The following is a 19,171-nucleotide window of genomic DNA, read 5'->3' as shown; positions in this document are numbered from 1 at the left end:
GATCGCAACTCGCTATGATAAACGGGCGACCAACTTTCTCGGTGCAATTTATCTAGCTGCTTCTGTTATTTGGCTCAATTGATGACACGCCCTAAGCGAAGTTGACTTGTCTGGCATTAATCTCAGTGGTGCTGATTTGAGTGGGGCGCTCCTCTGTAAAGCTAAGTTAGGGGGTGCTGATTTAAGAGACGCTAATCTGAGCGGTGCTGATTTACGTGGTGCTGATTTGAGAGTTACTCGTATGGAGGGCGTTAATCTTGAAAATGCTAATTTATTGGAAGTTAACTGGCACTGCGCGGAAATGTATGGGGCTTATTTCTACAATACCGTTATGCCAGATGGTGAACTCGTAACTGAACCAAACACCTATGAATGATTAGTACAAACATACTCGGCTTTGGCATCAGAGATTGTGAGGAGTTACAAAGTCTTCTACACTGACTGAAATAGGTTTTAACTCTCTCTGTTAGGCTCCTCATGACGGACAACGATTCTGAATACATCAGGCAAGATGAAGCCACTCGTGTGCGTGTTCTAAGCGAAGCACTACCTTATATTCAACAATTCGCCGGTCGCACTGTTGTTGTCAAATATGGTGGCGCAGCAATGAAAGATAGCGCACTCAAAGACAAAGTTATCCGCGACATTGTATTCTTATCCTGCGTCGGCTTGCGTCCGATTGTAGTCCACGGCGGTGGCCCAGAAATTAACAGTTGGTTAGATAAGCTGGGCATCGAACCACAATTTAAGAATGGTCTGCGAGTTACTGATGCCGCCACAATGGATGTGGTGGAAATGGTTTTAGTTGGTCGAGTCAATAAAGAAATTGTCTCCCTGATTAACCAAGCTGGTGGATTGGCTGTAGGACTTTGCGGTAAAGACGGTAATCTATTTACAGCCCGTTCCCAAGGTCAAGAAGGCATCGGCTTTGTGGGAGAAGTCAGCAATGTTAACATCAAGATTTTAGATACCCTCGCTAGCAATGGCTATATTCCGGTAGTGTCAAGCGTCGCCGCAGACGAGACAGGGCAAGCTTATAATATTAACGCCGATACCGTAGCGGGAGAAATTGCCGCAGCATTAGGTGCAGAAAAGTTAATTTTACTGACCGACACCAGTGGAATTTTAAAAGATTACAAAGACCAATCTACTTTGATTCCGAAAGTAGATATCCGCGAAGCCCGTGAGTTGATTGCTAATGGTATAGTCAGCGGTGGGATGATTCCCAAAGTAAGTTGTTGTGTGCGATCGCTTGCTCAAGGAGTCCGTGCAGCACACATCATCGATGGTCGCATTCCTCACGCCTTGTTACTAGAAATCTTTACTGACGTTGGGATTGGGACGATGATCCTGGGTTCGCAGTTTACGTTGTAGAGGCCGAGGAGGCTGGGAAAATGATTTGTAACTGTAATTTTGGGTAAATTAAAACTCGTTTTTTACTTGTGGACGAGTCTTTGATATTCACCTCCCCTGCCCCTCTGCTTCCCTACCGGGGATAGGTAATAATAACCCGCGATCGCCCGCCGCTAAATGGTGTACGACGCCATGAATTATTGATAATCACCGGATTAACTAGGGTTGAATCTCGAATTATGGGATTGATCGGGGTCGAATTTCTGAAGTTCTGCCTGAACTGGGGATAGGAATAATCGCGGTAATGATTGCGTTGTATCATTAGTCCCGTTGTTGGGTCTACAGGCATAGGCATGGGAATCGGACTACCATAAATAAAGGAACCCACAGAAGGCGACGATCGCCTGACTCCATAACCACCATCAATCCCGAACGCACGCTGGGCGGAAGCTGGAGCAATGCTTACACCCATTACTGCTAAAGTCATACCTGCTAAGAGCCAATTGAGTTGCGAATGCTTGATTTTCAACATAATTTTGCTCACCTACATTTGATACCGGAATTTTTAATCAGAAAATAGTCGCAGCTACTTACTTAAAATTTTAGAAGTTTATCCACTTTCAGATTGCCAGCTTTTGAAAAGATTCCAAAAAGATTGCTGGCATTGGCAAAATGAAAATAGTGGTAATTTTTGTATAAGACGTGAGTACAGAAAGTTTAGAAATTGCTAAAACCCGCTACCAGACTGGGAAAGTTGCCTTTGAGAATGGGCAATACCGTGAAGCCGTAGAAAATTTAGAAAAGGCCAGCGCTCTGTTAGCTCGTAATTCTCGTCTTGGGGGCGAAGTAGAAATTCATCTAGTGACAGCTTATGAAGCGGCTGGACGCACGGATGATGCGATCGCTCTTTGCGAAAGACTCAAACGCCATGCCCATTTTGAAATCAGCAAACAAGCGCGGCAGATGCTTTATATCTTAAAAGCACCAAAGCTGAAAAGACCCAGCGAATGGATGACCGAAATCCCGGATTTGGGTGCATTGGGCGATAATGAACTCAAAATTTCTGTACCTGCTAAGTCTCCAAAATCTTCTGGGGAGCAAAAGCCTAAACCTGCCGAGCCAGAATTAGTTGACCTCAGTCAGGTCAATACCAGAGATAATCGCTTTATCTGGGTGGCGCTAATCGCCATTGGTTTAACCATCTCGTACTTGGTTTGGTTGAATTTTTCAGGAACTCCTGGCTGATAACAATTTTGGATTGGGGACTGGGAAGATTTGAATGAAAATTCAGATCCAAATCTTACTCATATTTTTTTACCCAGTCCCAGAGAAATCAAAATGGTATTTCAGGAATCTCAAACAATACTAAGAAGTCAAGATTGGTTAAAAAGTTTGACTTTTGGGGAGATTTATAGTTATGAATTCTTCAATTTTCGGAAAGATTTTCTTGTGGTTAGTCAGACCATTTAGTTTTGTATTGGCAAAGATGAAATTTATCTCACCATTCAATGGTCGAAATCGAATGAATCGGGTTTTTCCCATGCGAAATCCTATTCTGTGGCTCGTGCTATTAACATCTTTGCTACTGACTGGCTGTGTGAAGTACGATGTCGGGCTTAATTTTGACAACTCAAATAGTGGCGAACTAGTACAGCATATTAAGTTGGGAGAACGGCTAACGAGTTTTAGTGGCGATTCTGTATACGAATGGTTAAAGAGCATAGAACGCCGCGCCCGTCAACTTGATGGTAAAGCACAGCGAGTTTCCCAAGAAGAAATCATCGTCACAATTCCTTTTAGCAATGGTACGGAATTGCAAGAGAAGTTCAACGAATTCTTTAACTCCCATACAAATCAACCCTCTGAGTCTGTACAGAGCGAATCTGGCTCAGAACTGCCGAAAATTGAATCAAACGTTCTCTTGGAGCAGAATAACTTTTTACTTTTAGTCCGAAATCGGTTAATTTATGATTTGGATTTGCGATCGCTCTCTCTAATTGCCAGCAAAGGTAATGTTCTGGCGAATGCTGGTTCAATTCTCGATTTGGAATTTAGCTTGAAGACTCCTTGGGGAGCCAAAAATATTCAACTAACTGAAACTGCAATTGAGCCAGAAAAAAATGGCAATCAATTAGTGTGGAAACTCCAGCCTGGTGAGCTAAACCACATAGAAGCTGTTTTTTGGCTTCCTAGTCCCCTTGGTATAGGTGGGTTGTTAATTATCCTGTTTGTTTCGGGAGGATTGTACTTGAGATATAATTTCATGCCAGATCCCAGAATTCAGTTTCCTCCCAAAGCAGCAGCAATCCAGGAACAGTAGACTATTTAGCTGTTGAATATTATTAGCGAAGCCGATGCATTCTCCATCGGCTTTTTTTACACTTTACCCAGCTTTTTATAAAAATGAGTCATAGCGAATTAGCCAAAGAAATTGTTCGTGTTTCCTATTTGAAAGGTGAGTTTCGGTTACGTTCTGGTCAGATATCTTCTCATTACTTTGATAAATATCAGTTTGAATCTAATCCTTTATTACTGAAGCAGTTAGCTAAAGAAATGGTAAAAAAGATTCCACCAGGAACGGAAATTCTTGCAGGACTAGAATTAGGAGGAGTTCCTTTAGCAACAGCAATTTCATTAGAAGTTGAATTACCAGTTGTCTTTGTTCGGAAAACAAAAAAAGAATATGGTACTGAGAAGCTAGCAGAAGGAATTGATATCCAAGGAAAAAAATTATGTATCATTGAAGACGTGATTACAACAGGTGGTCAGGTTGTAAAAAGTACCGAAGCGTTGCGTAATGAGGGAGCGATCGCGGACTTCGTAATTTGCGTAATCTGGCGCGGAAGTACACAAGATAATAGTCTCGAAAAAGCTGGTATTCAAAAACTTCCTCTGTTTGACATGGAAGAACTTTCGGTGTGGATGGAACTATCTTGAAGCTTACAGTTACAATATTTTTGAACAACACCCCTAAAAATACTTAGCTAATCAGGAGATATTTGGTGGTAAACATTCTACATATTGATTCCAGCCCTCGTGGTGAACGATCGCACTCAAGAGAACTATCTAAGGAATTCGTCAGTGCTTGGAAAGCAGCGCATCCTGAAGATGCGATCGCTTATCGAGATTTAGGGCATTACCCAGTTCCTCACGTTGATGAAGCTTGGATTGCAGCGGCATTTTCACCACCAGAAACCCATACCCCAGAATTAACTGAGGCACTTAGGATTTCTGACGAGTTAGTAGATGAGTTTTTGGCAGCCGATCGCTACGTCTTTGGAGTGCCAATGTACAACTTCAATATACCTTCCACTTTTAAGGCTTACATCGACCAAATTGTTCGCATTAATCGGACTGTTGCAATAGAAGCTCAAGGTTTTAAAGGGTTAGTCGAGGGTAAAAAGGCGGTTATAATTACTGCTCGCGGCGGTGACTTTAGCGCGACATCTCCTTTTCTTGCCTATGATTTCCAAGAACCCTACCTGCGGGCAATTTTCGGATTTATTGGGCTTACAGACATTCAATTTATTAACGCTAACAGCCTGAACGAGGGTGAAGCCCGTACCCAATCTCTATCAGAAGCACGGGCAGCAATTCAAGATGCGATCGCCCGGTGGTAAGAGGAACGCAGGGGGCAGAGGGGCAGAGGGGCAGAGGGGCAGAAAGGAAAAATTTACTGCGACTTCTTCCCTGCTCCCCTGCTCCCCTGCTCCCCTGCCCCCTTGCCTCTTCTTCAGGGTGACAATCGCTCAATTTTCCAAGTGCTATTATTTAAACGGCTATAGAGTAAGCGATCGTGCAGACGGCTAGGGCGTCCTTGCCAAAACTCAATTTCTGTAGGGATAACTCGTAAGCCTCCCCAATGAGGCGGTCGAGGAATCTCCTGATTGTCATATTTGCTCTGGAATTCCTGCACGCGTCGCTCAAGAACTTCTCGGCTTTCTATCACCTCGCTTTGATTAGATACCCATGCACCCAAGCGACTTTTGGCAGGGCGACTTTCAAAATACTGGTCAGATTCAGTTTCGGAAACTTTCTCCACATACCCCGAAATTCTGACTTGACGTTCCAGTTCTGCCCACCAAAAGACTAAAGCCGCCTGGGGATTTTCTGCCAGTTGTTGTGCTTTGTGGCTGTTGTAGTTTGTGAAGAAGGCAAAGCCCCGTTCATCAAAATCCTTGAGCAGCACCATTCTAGCTGAGGGCTTACCGTCTGGTGTGGCTGTGGCAATAGTCATGGCATTGGGTTCGGGGAGTTGTGCGGCTAAAGCCTGATCGAACCATTTTTTAAATTGGATAAAAGGATTGAGTTCTACTTCGAGTTCGCTTAAACCTTCCAAAGTGTAGTCTTTGCGAAGGTCAGCTACTGTTTTGTCCATTGTGATTTGTTTCCTTGCTATCAGATACGCTTATATATATCTTTGTCAAAAATATCTATGATGATAATCAGTGCCATCAAGAATTTTACAAATTCTCTGAATAAATATCTAAAATAGGTTGCGTCAGATGCGCCGTTCAGCCTCCCTTCAACGCTTGTTAATTTATGGTCTGAGCGGTCCGATTATCGCTCTCAATGTCTGGCTGCTGTCTGTGCTTTTTCGCTATTTCCAGCATCCTATTACCGTCTTGCTCATTGCAGCGATTCTGGCTTTTCTCCTAAATTACCCGGTTAAGTTCTTTGAACGTGCCCAGATCACCCGCACTCAGGCGGTGATCGTAGTTTTACTGGCAACATTAACCCTGCTTGGGATTTTGGGCGTCACCCTAGTACCGTTGATTATTGACCAAACAATCCAACTGTTAAATAAGATCCCTGATTGGTTAACCGCCAGTCAAGCAAACCTAGAGCAGTTTGAGATGTTGGCAAAGCAACGACGTTTGCCAGTCGATCTGAGGGTTGTGAGCAGTCAAATCAATGCCAACATTCAGAATGTGGTGCAACAGCTAGCTTCTGGTGCAGTGGGATTTGCTGGCACACTGCTGTCAGGATTACTTGACGTAGTGTTAGTTATCGTGCTTGCATTTTATATGCTTTTATATGGCGATCGCGTCTGGTATGGTCTGATCAATCTTTTGCCTTCTAACATTGGAGATCCCCTCACCACATCCTTGCGCCTAAACTTCCAGAACTTCTTTCTCAGCCAATTATTACTAGGATTGTTCATGGTGCTAACCCTGACACCAATTTTCTTAGTGATGAAAGTGCCCTTTGCCCTGTTGTTTGCCATATTAATCGGTATGTCAGAACTCATTCCCTTTATTGGGGCATCTCTGGGCATTGGTCTGGTGACAATTTTAGTACTACTGCAAAATTGGTGGTTAGCAGTTCAAGTTGCGATCGCGGCAATTCTCATGCAGCAGCTTAAAGATAACTTGTTAGCTCCCAGGTTACTCGGCAATTTTATCGGACTGAATCCCATCTGGATTTTTGTGGCTATTTTGATGGGATTTGAGATTGCTGGGTTGTTAGGGACACTTGTTGCTGTTCCCATTGCTGGTACCATTAAAGGCACTTTCGATGCTATTAAGAGCGGTAAGAGCGGTAAGCCGAGTGATTTTGTCTCAACTGTCACTATTGGTCACGATCCTCCTGCTGATTAAGGTAGCAGAGGTGCAGGGGAGCAGGGGAGCAGGGGAGCAGGGGAGCAGGGGAGCAGAGGAGAAGTTGCAGTAAATTTTTCCCCTCTGCCTCTTTTCAATGCCCAATGCCCAACTCAAAAGTTGCACAATCCAATCTCACAATTCACAATGGTGATCGATTATAAATTTTAGAGGATACTGGCAGCAGGCGATTTCTGAATAAAAGAAGCGCAAGCGAATGTATACAGTACACGCTTTGCCAATAGTCAATTAGTTTAGTGTTGAATTTACAGTATTTTGATTCTCATTAATTAACTTAGAACCTGTTGATGGAAGCTTCCGAGCTGTTAGAAACAATCACATTTTTGATTTACCAAGCCGAGCAGGGTGAAATTGATCCTTGGGATGTTCAAGTGATTGAGGTGATCGATCGCTATTTAGAACTGATGGCACCAGGGGCAATAACAAGAGGCTATGAAGCTGACTTGTCTCAATCTGGACAGGCATTTTTATCAGCATCAATGTTGGTATTATTCAAAGCCAATACCTTGATGCAATTGTCAACAGTCGGAGATGCACAAGATGGTATAGAAGATGATGCCCTTTTGGAAGGTGAAGACGGTGTATTACATCAGGGTCATCGTCTACCATTAGAACGGCAATTGCGTCGTCGTCCAGCGGCAATGCCGCCACCAAAGCGTCGGGTGACTCTGCAAGAGTTAATCGAGCAATTGCAGATTATGGCGAACCAACTAAAACTGGTAGAAAAAGTCAGCAAACCTATCCGTCCCAGGCGTCAACCTAGCGTCCAAAGTATGCGGGAGGCGCTGGAGTTAGCTCACCAGGAAAATCTGACAGAAGTCGCTGGAGAACTGGAGCAGGTGTTGAAATTGTCGGCAAGAGAGCTAAGTTTAGAACAAAATTGGGTGAATTTAGAACAACTTGTAGAATTGTGGACTAAGACAAAGCTTTTCAAGCAAAATGGGTCTGGACACGAGTCTGAACACAGTAATCTAGTTAGCGTTTTCTGGGCACTACTATTACTCTCGGCTCAATCGAAAGTAGAGCTATTTCAAGAGGATTTTTATCATGAAATTAAAATTCGCCTAATTAGAGATTCAGCTCATATCGGCAAGCCTTTTGAGAATCCGATGAACTAAGTCCGTAAATTTCGTGACGAATTGAGGGTTTATGTTTAAACGCAGAGAGCGCAAAGTATAGCGCAGAGGAGCGCAAAGTTTCTTTGAGTCTATTCGCCACGAACTTAGGCAAAGCTGTACTAAGAAAGTCAAAAGTAGTTATAGTCCTACAGATTTTCTCTAAGAAAGGCAGGAGGCAGAGGTAAAAACTGTTTATATGTGATGCGTGAGTCCTTGGCATCAAGATTTCAGGCTGACTTGTGAGAAAAATAGGAATTTATTTTATGGGATTTTCCTCCTGGCTCCAGCATAGCTGCTGCCTACATTGTCATAGATTTTTGATTCAGCCCCAAAATCCGAGTAAATTGAAAAGATAAGCGATCGCTTGTCATCTAAGTATATCGATGGTTGTAATAACCACTAAATTCCTGTTATCCCTATTCTGGGGGATGACTTAGAGAAGAAATAAAAACTGATGATTAAGTATCACTCGATGAAAGTAAACTGGCTTGTGGTTGAGGGATAAATTTTTATGAAAGCGATGATTCTCGCGGCTGGCAAGGGTACTCGCGTGCGTCCGATTACCTATACAATTCCGAAACCAATGATTCCCATCCTGCAAAAGCCAGTGATGGAGTTCTTGCTGGAACTGTTACGCCAACATGGATTTGACCAAATTATGGTCAATGTTAGTCATTTGGCTGAGGAAATAGAAAACTATTTTCGTGATGGTCAGCGGTTTGGGGTGCAGATTGCCTATTCATTTGAAGGAAAAATTGATGATGACGGTAAACTGGAGGGGGAAGCAATCGGTTCTGCTGGAGGAATGCGGCGTATCCAAGACTTCTCACCCTTTTTTGATGATACCTTTGTGGTTTTGTGCGGTGATGCTTTGATTGATTTGGATTTAACTGCGGCGGTTAAATGGCATAGAGCTAAAGGCTCGATCGCTACCATTATCACTAAATCTGTCCCCAAGGAAGAAGTTTCTAGCTATGGTGTGGTTGTGACTGACGAAGATGGTCGTGTCAAAGCTTTCCAAGAAAAACCTTCAACTGAAGAAGCCCTCAGCACCAACATCAACACAGGTATTTATATCTTTGAACCAGAGGTTTTTAACTATATTCCCTCTGATGTCGAATATGACATTGGTAGCCAATTGTTTCCCAAATTGGTAGAAATCAAAGCCCCCTTTTACGCCATTCCTATGGACTTTGAATGGGTCGATATTGGTAAAGTCCCAGACTATTGGCGGGCGATTCGCGGTGTACTGCTGGGTGAAATCAAAAATGTGCAAATTCCTGGTCATGAAGTCGCCCCCGGCATCTACACGGGCTTAAATGTCGCCGTAAATTGGGACAAAGTGGATATCACAGGCCCCGTTTATATTGGCGGGATGACCAGAATCGAAGACGGAGCTAAAATTGTCGGGCCAGCAATGATTGGCCCCAATTGTTGGATTTGTAGTGGCGCAACAGTAGATAACAGCGTGATTTTTGAATGGTCGCGCTTGGGCCCTGGAGTCCGGTTAGTCGATAAACTGGTATTTGGACGTTATTGCGTAGATAAAACTGGCGCTGCGATCGATGTTCAAGCTGCTGCTTTAGACTGGCTGATTACTGATGCCCGTCAGACACCGCCATCACATACCCCTGTTGAGCGACAAGCGATAGAGGAATTGTTGGGGACGAACGTAAATTAGAGAATAGGGAACAGAGAATAGGGAATAGGGAATAGGGAATAGGGAACAGGAAATAAATCTGTAACCTATACCCTGTAACCTCTACCCTAACTATTTAAGTACGTATATCTTCTAAGACTCTGCTCGTAGGTTTGCAGTAGTCGCTGAGATTCCGCTAGGGTAATGCGCTTTTCTTCTAATGCTTTCTCGCAACGTTGGCGAATGTTTTCCACCATATCTTCGGAGTCATACTGAACGTAGCTTACCACTTCACTCATCGTGTCACCTTTGACAATGTGTTCAATCTGGTAGCCTTTGGGGGTTAATTGGATGTGAACGGCGTTGGTATCGCCAAACAGGTTGTGCAAATTGCCCATGATTTCTTGGTAAGCTCCATTCAAGAACATTCCCAAATAATAGGGTTCTCCAGGTTTGTAGGTATGTAGTTCTAAAACCGATTTGACATCGCGCAGGTCTATAAAGCGGTCGATTTTACCATCACTGTCGCAGGTGAGGTCTGCCAAAATTCCCCGCCGCGTTGGTTCTTCATCCAAGCGGTGGATTGGCATGATTGGAAATAGCTGATCGATCGCCCAGCAATCTGGTGCCGATTGGAACACTGACATATTTACGTAGTAGATGGAAGCCATAATTTTTTCTAGGTCTTCTAGTTCATCGGGTACGTATTCTTGCTGTCTAGTGATGGTAAGAATTTTTTGGCAACAAGCCCAGTAGAGGCGTTCGGCTTTGGCTCGTTCTCTGAGGCGTAAAATTCCTAAGTTGAAGCGGCTGATGGCTTCTTCTTTGAATTGTGCAGCGTCGTGGTAGAACTCCTGATAATTCTCTTTGTTAATGGATTGGTAAGTTTCCCAAAGATAATTAATAATCGGAGATTCTCCCTCTTGTGGAGGTTCTGGGTTGTCGAGAGGAACATCACTAGTACTGAGAACGTCGAAAATCAGCACCGATTGATGGGAAGCGATCGCTCGTCCACTTTCACTAATCAGTGTTGGTACGGTAATTTGGCGTTCTGCACAGGTATCTTTTAACTCTGCCACGATGTCGTTGGCATAGTTCTGCATGTTGTAATTTTTCGATGCATAGAAGTTGGTTTGGGAGCCATCATAATCTACGCCCAAGCCGCCACCAACATCAAGGTATTTCATATCCGCCCCCAGCATCGACAATTCTACATAAATGCGGCTGGCTTCTTGGATAGCATCTTTAATGACATTAATGGCAGAGATTTGTGAGCCGATGTGAAAGTGCATCAACTGCAAAGAATCGAGCAGGTTAGCTTCGCGTAACTTGTCAACAGCCTCGATTACTTCAGGCATTGTCAAACCAAATTTAGCGCGATCGCCACTGGAGGTTCCCCAACGTCCCATGCCTTGGGTACTGAGTTTAGCACGAACACCTAATATTGGCTTAATACCTAACTGGCGATTGGCATCAATTACCAAATCAACCTCTTCAATCTGTTCTAAGACGATGATTGGTGTTTGCCCTAGTCTTTGGGCTAACATCGCTGTTTCGATGTATTCTCGGTCTTTGTAGCCGTTGCAAACTAACAATGCTCCTGGTGTATCCAACACAGCTAGAGCAATCATTAATTCTGGTTTGGAACCGGCTTCTAAACCAAATTGATGGGGTTTGCCAAATTTGACTAAATCTTCAATCAAATGCCGTTCTTGATTGCATTTGACGGGAAACACGCCACGGTAGACACCAGGGTAATTGTAGCGAGCGATCGCTTTATTAAAACAAGCGTTCAACCGCTCAATCCGGTCTTCCAAAATATCGGAAAAGCGAATCAACATGGGAAGTCCCAAGTTGCGCTGTTTCATGGAGTTGACCAATTCAAACAAGTCAAGAGATCCCCCGCGATCGCCCTTGGGTGACACGGTAACGTGACCAGCAGCGCTAATGGAAAAATAAGGTTGTCCCCATCCTTCAATCCGGTACAAGGCTTCGCTATCCTCAATTTTCCAGGAGCGAGGTAAATCTCCTGTGGTAGGACTCGGTGGTAACAGTTTTTTTTGTTTATGACTTTTCACTTCTTTTTGTCCATTGGACGGTACTTGTACCACCTCGTCAGATGTAGCAGTTGACTCAACACCCATTTCTTCCTAACCTCTGTTTTTCACCCACGAGTTAACAATTTAGCGCATTCATTTAGGAACGTATATGCACCCAAGGATAATTTCTGAGATAAACTCTGATTGGTCAAGAGTCGTATGTCATTAGTCATTGGTCATTAGTCATTGGTCACTTGTACTGAGTTTCGACTGCGCGGTAATCGAGCGAAGTCGAGATTCAACTACCGCGTAGTCGTTGGCGTAGCCACTGAGCGTAGTCGAAGTGCAGCCTCTCGTTAGAGAAGTATTGGTCATTAGTGCAAAACCCTTGGACTCAAGACAAAGGACAAAGGACAAATGACTATTGACTAGATAAAAACTTTATTAAGCTTTGGGAGATAGCAATGGAGCGTACATTTTTAGCAATTAAGCCTGATGGAGTACAGCGGGGATTAGTGGGGGAAATTATCCGTCGCTTTGAAACCAAAGGTTTTACTCTAGTTGGTTTAAAGTTACTGAAAGTCAGTCGGGAATTAGCTGAACAACACTATGGTGTTCACCGAGAACGCCCCTTTTTTGGTGGTCTAGTCGAATTTATCACTTCTAGTCCAGTGGTGGCGATGGTATGGGAAGGTGATGGCGTTATTGCATCTGCCAGAAAGATTATTGGTGCGACAAATCCCTTAACAGCAGAGCCAGGAACGATTCGCGGCGATTTTGGACTGAATATTGGTCGCAACTTAATCCACGGTTCTGATGCTCCAGAAACCGCGCAACAAGAAGTAGCCTTATGGTTTAAGGATGAAGAATTGGTCAGTTGGCAACCACACTTAACGCCTTGGTTGCACGAGTAAGGGGGAGTTAAAAGTTAGGAGTTAGGAGTTAAAAGTTAAAAACTCATAATAATTAATAACTCCTAACTCCTCACTCCTCACTCCTAACTCTTCCTTCCTCCTCACTTATTTAGAGACTTCGCTCTTTTCCGGTTCTATTTGGGGTGATTCAGTACCAACGCGCTTGGAAAATCCCCAGCCTAAAATCAGGAATATGGCAGCAATCATGATCCATTCTGGTGGAACTAAACTATCGTTGAGTACTTTCAACAACAAGCGTAAACCCACCAAGGCGACAGTTACATAGCCTGCATCCTCTAGGTTTTCGTATTCGTCTAGCCAACGAATGAATAATCCTGCCATGAATCGCAACGCAATAATACCAATTGTTGCACCCGTTAGCACTAGCCATTTTTCTTGAGAAACTGCGATCGCAGTTGTCACGCTATCCAAAGAAAATGCCAAATCTGTAAATGCAATCACGGGTATGGCTTGCAACAATGAATTAAAGCGCGGCCCGTGATGGCGATCGTCCTTGGTTTCTTCCGAGGTAAAGTGTTGGAATACCAGCCACAGCAGATAAGCAGCGCCCAATAATTCAAATTGCCAGAATTGTTGTACCCAAGTGGCAGTGAGAATCAAGGTGATTCGCAGCACATAAGCAACGACTAAACCAAAGTTCAAAGCTTTACGCTCAAGTTCTTTGTCTTCCAGCCCCCGAGCGATCGCAGCCAGAGCGATCGCATTGTCGGCAGATAACAACGCCTCTAAAAGCACCAGGATCGCCAGAACTATAAGGGCTTCAAGGCTAAAATGAAAATCGAGGTAATCAAAAATTCGGTCTAGCATTCCGGGTTTCTCAAGCAGAAAAAATTAAAATTTGACAAGAACAGAGATTTGCATATTAAAAAGCGCAATAAATTGCCACTCTAATTCAGCTTAACGTGGTTATGGTGCATTTTGAAGAGGGTTAAATGTGTGCGCTCTTCGTGCGAGTGGGGTAATTTGCGTATAAGTCAATACACCCAAGGTTTTAACATCTGACTTGGTGCGATCGCAATGAGCTGCTGTCTGTTCGTATCTAAAATTAGAAGATGAGAATAAAAATATGGTAAGAGTTTATGGATAACACACTTCTACAACGCATCACTCATAATCCAAATATTTGCCACGGTAAACCCTGCATTCGAGGACTTCGCTATCCAGTTGAGTTTATTTTGGAATTGCTCAGTTCTGGTTAAGCAGCATTCTTATATTGAAATAAATCAAGACACCATTATTGTGCATTAGTAGTCTCTATAAAAATTTCTAATATTCAGACGTAGGCTTTAGCTTCCCGTTCTAGATGTTCAATCTCTCTTTGCCACGACTCAAGGCTGTGTTCTCGCTTTCGTAATTTATCTGCTGTCGGATTTCTGGAAGACTGGGTATTTGGATTAGGCAGAATTCCATGATTTTTAAGCCAAGTAGGGGAAAATTCCTGCCAAAGATAAACATGATCGTGTCTATCCCCACCTAGACAGCGAATACGTTTGACTGAAAGGGTGGATTCACCGAAAAGAATTTGCTGATTTCTAGAATTTTTAGGAAACAGGCGCGTCTCACCACCTCTTCCACGAAAGAATTCGACTACAAACCACTCACCAAAATCAAATATACAGACTTCTGTCGGATCGCTACCATCATCATCTAGTAGATCAACATCATCTTGGATTTGATACCCTATGGCAATTTGTGATGTCTTGGGTAACAAGATGCGAAGCCGTTCAAAGCGGTTACTGTAATTAGCCCAAAAATCCCTGCGACTACATAGCCGATTTGACTCAAAGTTTTCTAAATCCAGCTTGTTCAATATGAGATTTACTAACTTTTGGAAATCACCATAATTGATACCTCCAATCCACTCTCGAAGTCTTTGCCTTGCTGGATCTGAAAGTTTATACCAATTTTCACCATTTCTATAGTTATGTCTCAACCAATCAACCAGTAAAGAATGATTGCTTGCTATATTATTGGAAACATTAGTTAGCAAATGATTAACAGCTTTTATTTGCTGACTCTCTGACATTTCATCCAAACAACTTAGCAGCCATATAACTTGCTGCTGATTTGGAGAACGAATTGTAGTAAAATAGGGAGTTATATCTTCTATAAAGTTGCTGAATAATGGAATCCAAACAGGTAAACATTTTCTGATTGTATTTAGAAATTCCGTTCGATTAATACGCTGTTTGCAAACAATTCTTGCTAATTCTCTACCTGCTTGTTTACTACAAAGCACCCGAATAATTTGAACTGGTAGCAGGTGACTAACTAAGTCAGAATTAGCAAAGATATCAAAAGATTCAGCTAAAGACTGTGCTAACACCTGTTCTTGCCGATCGCCATAATAAAGAGCTAAACGCCACAATAGCTGATGTTGCAACCATGAGTTAGAAATTGCTACTTTCCAAATGGCTGCTGATGTTTTCCAGGATCGGTCAATATTTTGCTGATCCCACTGTGCTTTAGCATGAATGCAATAAACCCAGTCCAACTTACTTACTCGATCAGCTTTAGCCTGTTCAATAGCTTCCAATATTTTATCAACACTTGGTATTGATATTGTTGTATCTGGTAAGTTACTTGCAAGCTGAATAAGTTGATTAGGACTACACTTGGGAGTTTCAGATAGGGAAGGAATAGAAAACTGATAATTCAAAGTTTTAGCTCCTTTAAAGAGAGGTTTTTACGATATCTTTCTTTAACTCATCACTGCGAAACTGAAAGCGGAAAACTACCTTGCGATCGCCTGGATTATCACGTTTCTTGTCAGATTCAATTTCTCCACGACCAGCAGCTAATATTTTCTGGCTTAAAGGTGCTTTGGTAGGGAAATTCATATCATAGAAAATGTAGTTGTAAACTGATGCTGATCGCAACAAACTTAGTTTTAGATTGGTTTTATTATCTCCATCTGAGCTAGTGTGACCTTCTATAACTACCCGGCTAATTTCCTTCTCAAATTCTGGTTTTGAGAAAATAACGCCACTGTAAACAGGAATAAAGCTGTGTAGGAAGGCTTTACCTTCTGGTTTAAGTTCTGTACTTCCCTTGGCAAAAAGAATTGATTCTTGGATACTGACATCCCCAGTTTCCGGGTTGACTTTGACATTGATATTGTTGCTTTTCATCTGCCCGACAACATTACCAATTACTACCCGTTTCGGTACATCCTTTTGTGCAAGTTGGAGTAGGGCAGTGATAAATAGCAAAGCAAAAAACATTAGTAACCCAGACATCAGATCGCCAATAGACAGATAGATACTAGAGTCATCATCCTCTATAATCTCTGCATCAATTTCACCTCTGAGAAAATCATCCATGATTGCTTCCACCATTACCAAATTGGCGGTTATCATGTGCAGCAACTAGAACTTTTGCTGTCTCTAGCAAACCTCCGCAAACTCTAGCCATAGAAGTATCTGCTTGTTGGAAAAAGCTTTCCTGTAAGTCAACAGTCCTTTGCATAGAACTTTCAAGGTGATTCTGCCAAGACTCAAGACTATTGTGAAATGTTTTATTCAAACTTATGTATGAATTATCTACTATTTGCACTTGCTGGCCAATTCCGCTTGCAAGCTTTTCTAGTTGAATTAGTCGTTGTGCATCGTTTAATCCAGCCGCACTAACTAATTTGTTAATTTGTTCGACAGATGTCTGAATTTTAGTCATACTTTTGTCTACCTCTTGAGTCAATTCACTACGCCTTTGAGATTCTTCTCGGAAGACTTGATCTAGATTATTCACAATCCCCGATAATCCATCTCGTTGTTTGCCTAGCGTCCCCTCAAGTAAGTTATTTTGTTGTTCAAAGAACGTCTGTAAATTTGTTTGATATTCTTCCCTAAATCTTGTCAAATCATCTTCTACTGTATGGCGAGTTGCTGTGAGTGTTGCGTCGATGTTTACTAAAGTAGCCAGAAGATTATCCTTCGCATTATTCATCAATCCAGAAGCTTGATTACCCACTGTTTGTAGAGTATTAGTTTGCTCGTGAAAGGTTTTATTTGCTTGGGTGAGAATTTGGATAATTCCAGTCCGAGTAGCTTGAAGCATCTGCTGTTCTACTGCTGCGCGTTCTTGTAGCGCTGTTTGAAGTTCCTCTCGAATTCCCCGGAAGGTAGCAGCAGCTTGTACTGCACTGGCTTCAAAAGCACTTCGCTGGGCTGTCATTCCTTCGATACTCTGAACTACAGCTCGATTAATTTCGTGAGATGTTTGTTGTATAACTCCTGTAGTTTCAGTTTGGAATTGACTCAAAGTTTGCCCCATATTGTTAGCAAATCTTTGAAGCATCTGCTGTTCAACTGTTGCACGTTCTTGTAGCGCTGTTTGCAGTTCTTCTCGAATTCCTCGGAAGGTAGCAGCCGCTTGCACTGCACTTGTTTCAAAAGCACTTCTTTGGGCTGTCATTCCTTGGAGACTTTGGTTTACGGCTCTATTAATTTCGTCGGCTGTTAGTTGTAAAACACCTCTTGTATCTGTTTGAAATTGATTGAGAGTGTCTCCCAAATTCTTAGCAAATCCTTGGAGTTCGACCAGAGTTTCTTTTTGAAAATTCTGAATTGTCAAGATGGAACTTGCCAAACTTTGAGATATACCACCCAATTCTCTATGCAGACTCAGCACAGCTTCGGAAGCTTGTTGAGTTAACTCCGCACTTTTATCTAGCCGATCTGCAATCGGCTCAAGTACCTGAATTCGCAAATCTTTGATGAGTTCTTCTAAAACTCTCTGTCCCTGATTTTCTTGAATTTCTCGGAGTTTTTTCTGTTCTTTGAACATTGCTTCCAAGGCTGGCTTAATCTGCTGACCTACAGCTTGACCAATAGCATGGGCTGACAATTGGTTTAAGCCGGCGAATTGTTCTGCAATACTCCTGCCTACAGCTTGACCAATACCTTCCGCGTTTAGCTGCTTTAACCCGGTCAAGTTTTTTGCTACAAGACTAAGTGCTTCAACTACTTCACGGTTGTCGTTATCTGCCGTTTTCAAAATTGCAATCGCCTTCAATTTCTGACGCAGGCTATCACGCCGCTTCTGTTTTAGCGAATCACACCCAAACAAAACTAGAGTAAACAAGCTACCAGAACCAAGCCCCATCAGGGAAGTGGAAAAAGCTGTTTTCATTCCTACCAGTAGCCCTTTACTGGCAGTCATCAATTCTTTAGGATTTTCTGTAGATAAATTGATTCCTTGCAGTCCCTCTTGTATACCATAAAATGTTCCTAAAACACCGATCGCAGTACACAAGGTTATCACAAAGCGCAGGGAACTACGAGGTATGGGATGGGCTAAGACAGATGGATACTTTACCAGTATAAAATTACCATCTTGTTGTTTGAATCTACTAAAGTCATCGGTTCCTAGATGCTCTTTTAACCAGGGGCGAACTTTGTCTAAAAGCTTTACATTTTTACCCTTTTTCAAATTACTCAAAAATTTAATCGAGGTTCCAGTTATGCCACATTCTGAGCGCCAATACTGCCATAATGTGTAAAGTTCGACAAAAATTGCAACTACTAATACAAAAGCAGTTGCCCAATGAAAAGGTTCGTTATCCCAAATAATGTCCCAAATTTTTGCTATTTCCACGCTGCACCTTTCTTGTTTATCTTGGTTATATCTTTTTAAATTGCTCTAATTCTTTATCCGCAAAAACTTCTTGAGCTATCCGCATTGGAAGATGTTCTGCATACAGGCGTTCTCCTATAGGTTTTCGGAGACGTAAGCTGTAAAGTGCTTCACCTTCTGATTCTTTATCCTCAATTAAATAAACCTGTTCTGGTGCATAGCTTCGCAACAAACGCACTTGTAAACAGGTTTTTAGATCCCGTGAAGAAATAGATAGGGGTGAATCTTGTCCAAATAATTCGCAAGCTACTTTCCAAGCGTGGTTAACCGCCACAATTTCTTTAACCAATTTCTCCACCGAGGGGTAAAGTAGTTTTGCAGTTTCACTAATCAATATTTTTGACCTATCTGCTTGAGCTTCAATAGGTCTATAATTCCCAAAATGGAAACTTATTTAACTTTTTTTCTAAAGTTATATTGACATCTGGCTGGACAAAGTTTTGAAGTCGAAATATTGCCAAATGGAAGGGTAAGATATTTATGACTAAGGCAAATTTTCAAGGGATGACTAAACAAGAGTTAAGAGCTTATGTATTGAAACATCGAGACGAGCGCGAAGCTTTTTATGCATTAACGGACAAACTTAGAGAAGAACAGGGATTGAAATTACCTCAACAGAGCAGATGCATGAGCTAATTGAAGCAAGGTTAGATGAGGCTGATGCAAGAGATGCTTATAAGGTACTAGAGGAAATTTCAATGCTGGGGACAATACCCTTTGAAGAAATCAAAAGGGAGCTAGGGCGTGTCATCAATTGAGCCAAATAACAGAAGCAGCTAGATAAATTGCACCGAGAAAGTTGGTCGCCCGTTTATCATAGCGAGTTGCGATC

Annotated in this window: 19 protein-coding genes and 2 pseudogenes; 13 read left to right on the top strand and 8 right to left on the bottom strand. The window is 42.4% G+C overall.

Annotated features, from left to right (window positions below):
- Window positions 1-103: 103 nt before the first annotated feature.
- A pseudogene (locus tag V7K84_RS34235) lies at window positions 104-376 on the top strand (pentapeptide repeat-containing protein); the annotation flags it as partial.
- A 101-nt stretch (window positions 377-477) separates the two neighbouring features.
- On the top strand, window positions 478-1,374 hold the full coding sequence (gene argB, locus V7K84_RS04665; RefSeq protein ID WP_334836700.1) for an acetylglutamate kinase: 897 nt from the start codon (window positions 478-480) through the stop codon (window positions 1,372-1,374).
- 112 nt (window positions 1,375-1,486) lie between these two features.
- On the opposite strand, the gene V7K84_RS04660 is transcribed toward argB, so the two are convergent.
- Window positions 1,487-1,885 (bottom strand): hypothetical protein, encoded by a 399-nt coding sequence (locus V7K84_RS04660; RefSeq protein ID WP_334836699.1) that lies wholly within the window; start codon window positions 1,883-1,885, stop codon window positions 1,487-1,489.
- A 170-nt stretch (window positions 1,886-2,055) separates the two neighbouring features.
- Between V7K84_RS04660 and V7K84_RS04655 the strand changes: the two genes are divergently transcribed.
- The 4 genes from V7K84_RS04655 to V7K84_RS04640 all read left to right on the top strand — a co-directional run bounded on the left by V7K84_RS04655 (window position 2,056) and on the right by V7K84_RS04640 (window position 4,973).
- On the top strand, window positions 2,056-2,598 hold the full coding sequence (locus V7K84_RS04655; protein ID WP_334836698.1) for a tetratricopeptide repeat protein: 543 nt from the start codon (window positions 2,056-2,058) through the stop codon (window positions 2,596-2,598).
- A 172-nt stretch (window positions 2,599-2,770) separates the two neighbouring features.
- Entirely contained in the window at window positions 2,771-3,673 is a 903-nt protein-coding gene (locus V7K84_RS04650) for a DUF3153 domain-containing protein (RefSeq protein ID WP_334836697.1), read from the top strand.
- Between the two features lie 83 nt (window positions 3,674-3,756).
- The gene (pyrE, locus tag V7K84_RS04645) at window positions 3,757-4,290 is read left to right on the top strand and encodes an orotate phosphoribosyltransferase (RefSeq protein WP_334836696.1); all 534 of its coding nucleotides are present in this window, start codon (window positions 3,757-3,759) and stop codon (window positions 4,288-4,290) included.
- A gap of 65 nt (window positions 4,291-4,355) precedes the next feature.
- Window positions 4,356-4,973, top strand: a complete 618-nt coding sequence (locus V7K84_RS04640) for an FMN-dependent NADH-azoreductase (protein WP_334836695.1) — start codon at window positions 4,356-4,358, stop codon at window positions 4,971-4,973.
- A gap of 113 nt (window positions 4,974-5,086) precedes the next feature.
- Here V7K84_RS04640 and pdxH read toward each other — a convergent pair whose 3' ends face one another.
- Window positions 5,087-5,731 carry a pyridoxamine 5'-phosphate oxidase gene (pdxH, locus tag V7K84_RS04635; protein WP_334836694.1) on the bottom strand — a complete coding sequence of 215 codons (645 nt, stop codon included), beginning with the start codon at window positions 5,729-5,731 and terminating at the stop codon, window positions 5,087-5,089.
- Window positions 5,732-5,858: 127 nt separating this feature from the next.
- Here pdxH and V7K84_RS04630 point away from each other — a divergent pair, with 127 nt between their 5' ends.
- From V7K84_RS04630 to V7K84_RS04620, 3 genes are all read left to right on the top strand, one after another.
- A complete protein-coding gene (locus tag V7K84_RS04630; RefSeq protein ID WP_334836693.1) occupies window positions 5,859-6,953 on the top strand; it encodes an AI-2E family transporter in 1,095 nt (364 codons plus the stop codon).
- A gap of 308 nt (window positions 6,954-7,261) precedes the next feature.
- Window positions 7,262-8,092, top strand: a complete 831-nt coding sequence (locus V7K84_RS04625; protein ID WP_334836692.1) for a ScpA family protein — start codon at window positions 7,262-7,264, stop codon at window positions 8,090-8,092.
- 511 nt (window positions 8,093-8,603) lie between these two features.
- Complete coding sequence (locus V7K84_RS04620) at window positions 8,604-9,773, top strand: NDP-sugar synthase (RefSeq protein ID WP_334836691.1); 1,170 nt, start codon at window positions 8,604-8,606, stop codon at window positions 9,771-9,773.
- An 86-nt stretch (window positions 9,774-9,859) separates the two neighbouring features.
- On the opposite strand, the gene speA is transcribed toward V7K84_RS04620, so the two are convergent.
- The gene (gene speA / locus V7K84_RS04615) at window positions 9,860-11,875 is read right to left on the bottom strand and encodes a biosynthetic arginine decarboxylase (RefSeq protein WP_334836690.1); all 2,016 of its coding nucleotides are present in this window, start codon (window positions 11,873-11,875) and stop codon (window positions 9,860-9,862) included.
- A 359-nt stretch (window positions 11,876-12,234) separates the two neighbouring features.
- On the opposite strand from speA, the gene ndk reads away from it, so the two are divergent.
- Window positions 12,235-12,684 (top strand): nucleoside-diphosphate kinase, encoded by a 450-nt coding sequence (gene ndk / locus V7K84_RS04610; protein ID WP_104910011.1) that lies wholly within the window; start codon window positions 12,235-12,237, stop codon window positions 12,682-12,684.
- A 105-nt stretch (window positions 12,685-12,789) separates the two neighbouring features.
- On the opposite strand, the gene V7K84_RS04605 is transcribed toward ndk, so the two are convergent.
- Entirely contained in the window at window positions 12,790-13,512 is a 723-nt protein-coding gene (locus tag V7K84_RS04605; RefSeq protein WP_334836689.1) for a TerC family protein, read from the bottom strand.
- A gap of 272 nt (window positions 13,513-13,784) precedes the next feature.
- Here V7K84_RS04605 and V7K84_RS04600 point away from each other — a divergent pair.
- Window positions 13,785-13,901: pseudogene (locus tag V7K84_RS04600) on the top strand (DUF433 domain-containing protein); the annotation flags it as partial.
- Between the two features lie 77 nt (window positions 13,902-13,978).
- On the opposite strand, the gene V7K84_RS04595 reads toward V7K84_RS04600, so the two are convergent.
- Genes V7K84_RS04595 through V7K84_RS04580 form a run of 4 tightly spaced genes read right to left on the bottom strand, consistent with a single transcriptional unit; the run spans window position 13,979 to window position 18,673 of the window.
- A complete protein-coding gene (locus V7K84_RS04595; protein WP_334836688.1) occupies window positions 13,979-15,364 on the bottom strand; it encodes an EH signature domain-containing protein in 1,386 nt (461 codons plus the stop codon).
- A 13-nt stretch (window positions 15,365-15,377) separates the two neighbouring features.
- Window positions 15,378-16,043 carry an OmpA/MotB family protein gene (locus V7K84_RS04590; RefSeq protein WP_334836687.1) on the bottom strand — a complete coding sequence of 222 codons (666 nt, stop codon included), beginning with the start codon at window positions 16,041-16,043 and terminating at the stop codon, window positions 15,378-15,380.
- Window positions 16,021-18,300 (bottom strand): hypothetical protein, encoded by a 2,280-nt coding sequence (locus tag V7K84_RS04585; protein WP_334836686.1) that lies wholly within the window; start codon window positions 18,298-18,300, stop codon window positions 16,021-16,023. The genes V7K84_RS04590 and V7K84_RS04585 overlap by 23 nt, the downstream gene beginning before the upstream one ends.
- A gap of 25 nt (window positions 18,301-18,325) precedes the next feature.
- Window positions 18,326-18,673 carry a hypothetical protein gene (locus V7K84_RS04580; RefSeq protein WP_334836685.1) on the bottom strand — a complete coding sequence of 116 codons (348 nt, stop codon included), beginning with the start codon at window positions 18,671-18,673 and terminating at the stop codon, window positions 18,326-18,328.
- A gap of 146 nt (window positions 18,674-18,819) precedes the next feature.
- Here V7K84_RS04580 and V7K84_RS04575 point away from each other — a divergent pair, with 146 nt between their 5' ends.
- Complete coding sequence (locus V7K84_RS04575; protein WP_334836684.1) at window positions 18,820-18,975, top strand: DUF6887 family protein; 156 nt, start codon at window positions 18,820-18,822, stop codon at window positions 18,973-18,975.
- Window positions 18,963-19,097 carry a hypothetical protein gene (locus V7K84_RS04570; RefSeq protein WP_334836683.1) on the top strand — a complete coding sequence of 45 codons (135 nt, stop codon included), beginning with the start codon at window positions 18,963-18,965 and terminating at the stop codon, window positions 19,095-19,097. The genes V7K84_RS04575 and V7K84_RS04570 overlap by 13 nt, the downstream gene beginning before the upstream one ends.
- Window positions 19,098-19,171 lie beyond the last annotated feature (74 nt).

It is taken from the genome of Nostoc sp. (genome assembly GCF_036917315.1).
In the GTDB taxonomy this organism is placed as follows: Bacteria; Cyanobacteriota; Cyanobacteriia; order Cyanobacteriales; family Nostocaceae; genus Nostoc.
The sequence above is the reverse complement of the archived record's forward strand: the minus strand, read 5'-3'. Positions and strand labels throughout refer to the sequence as shown.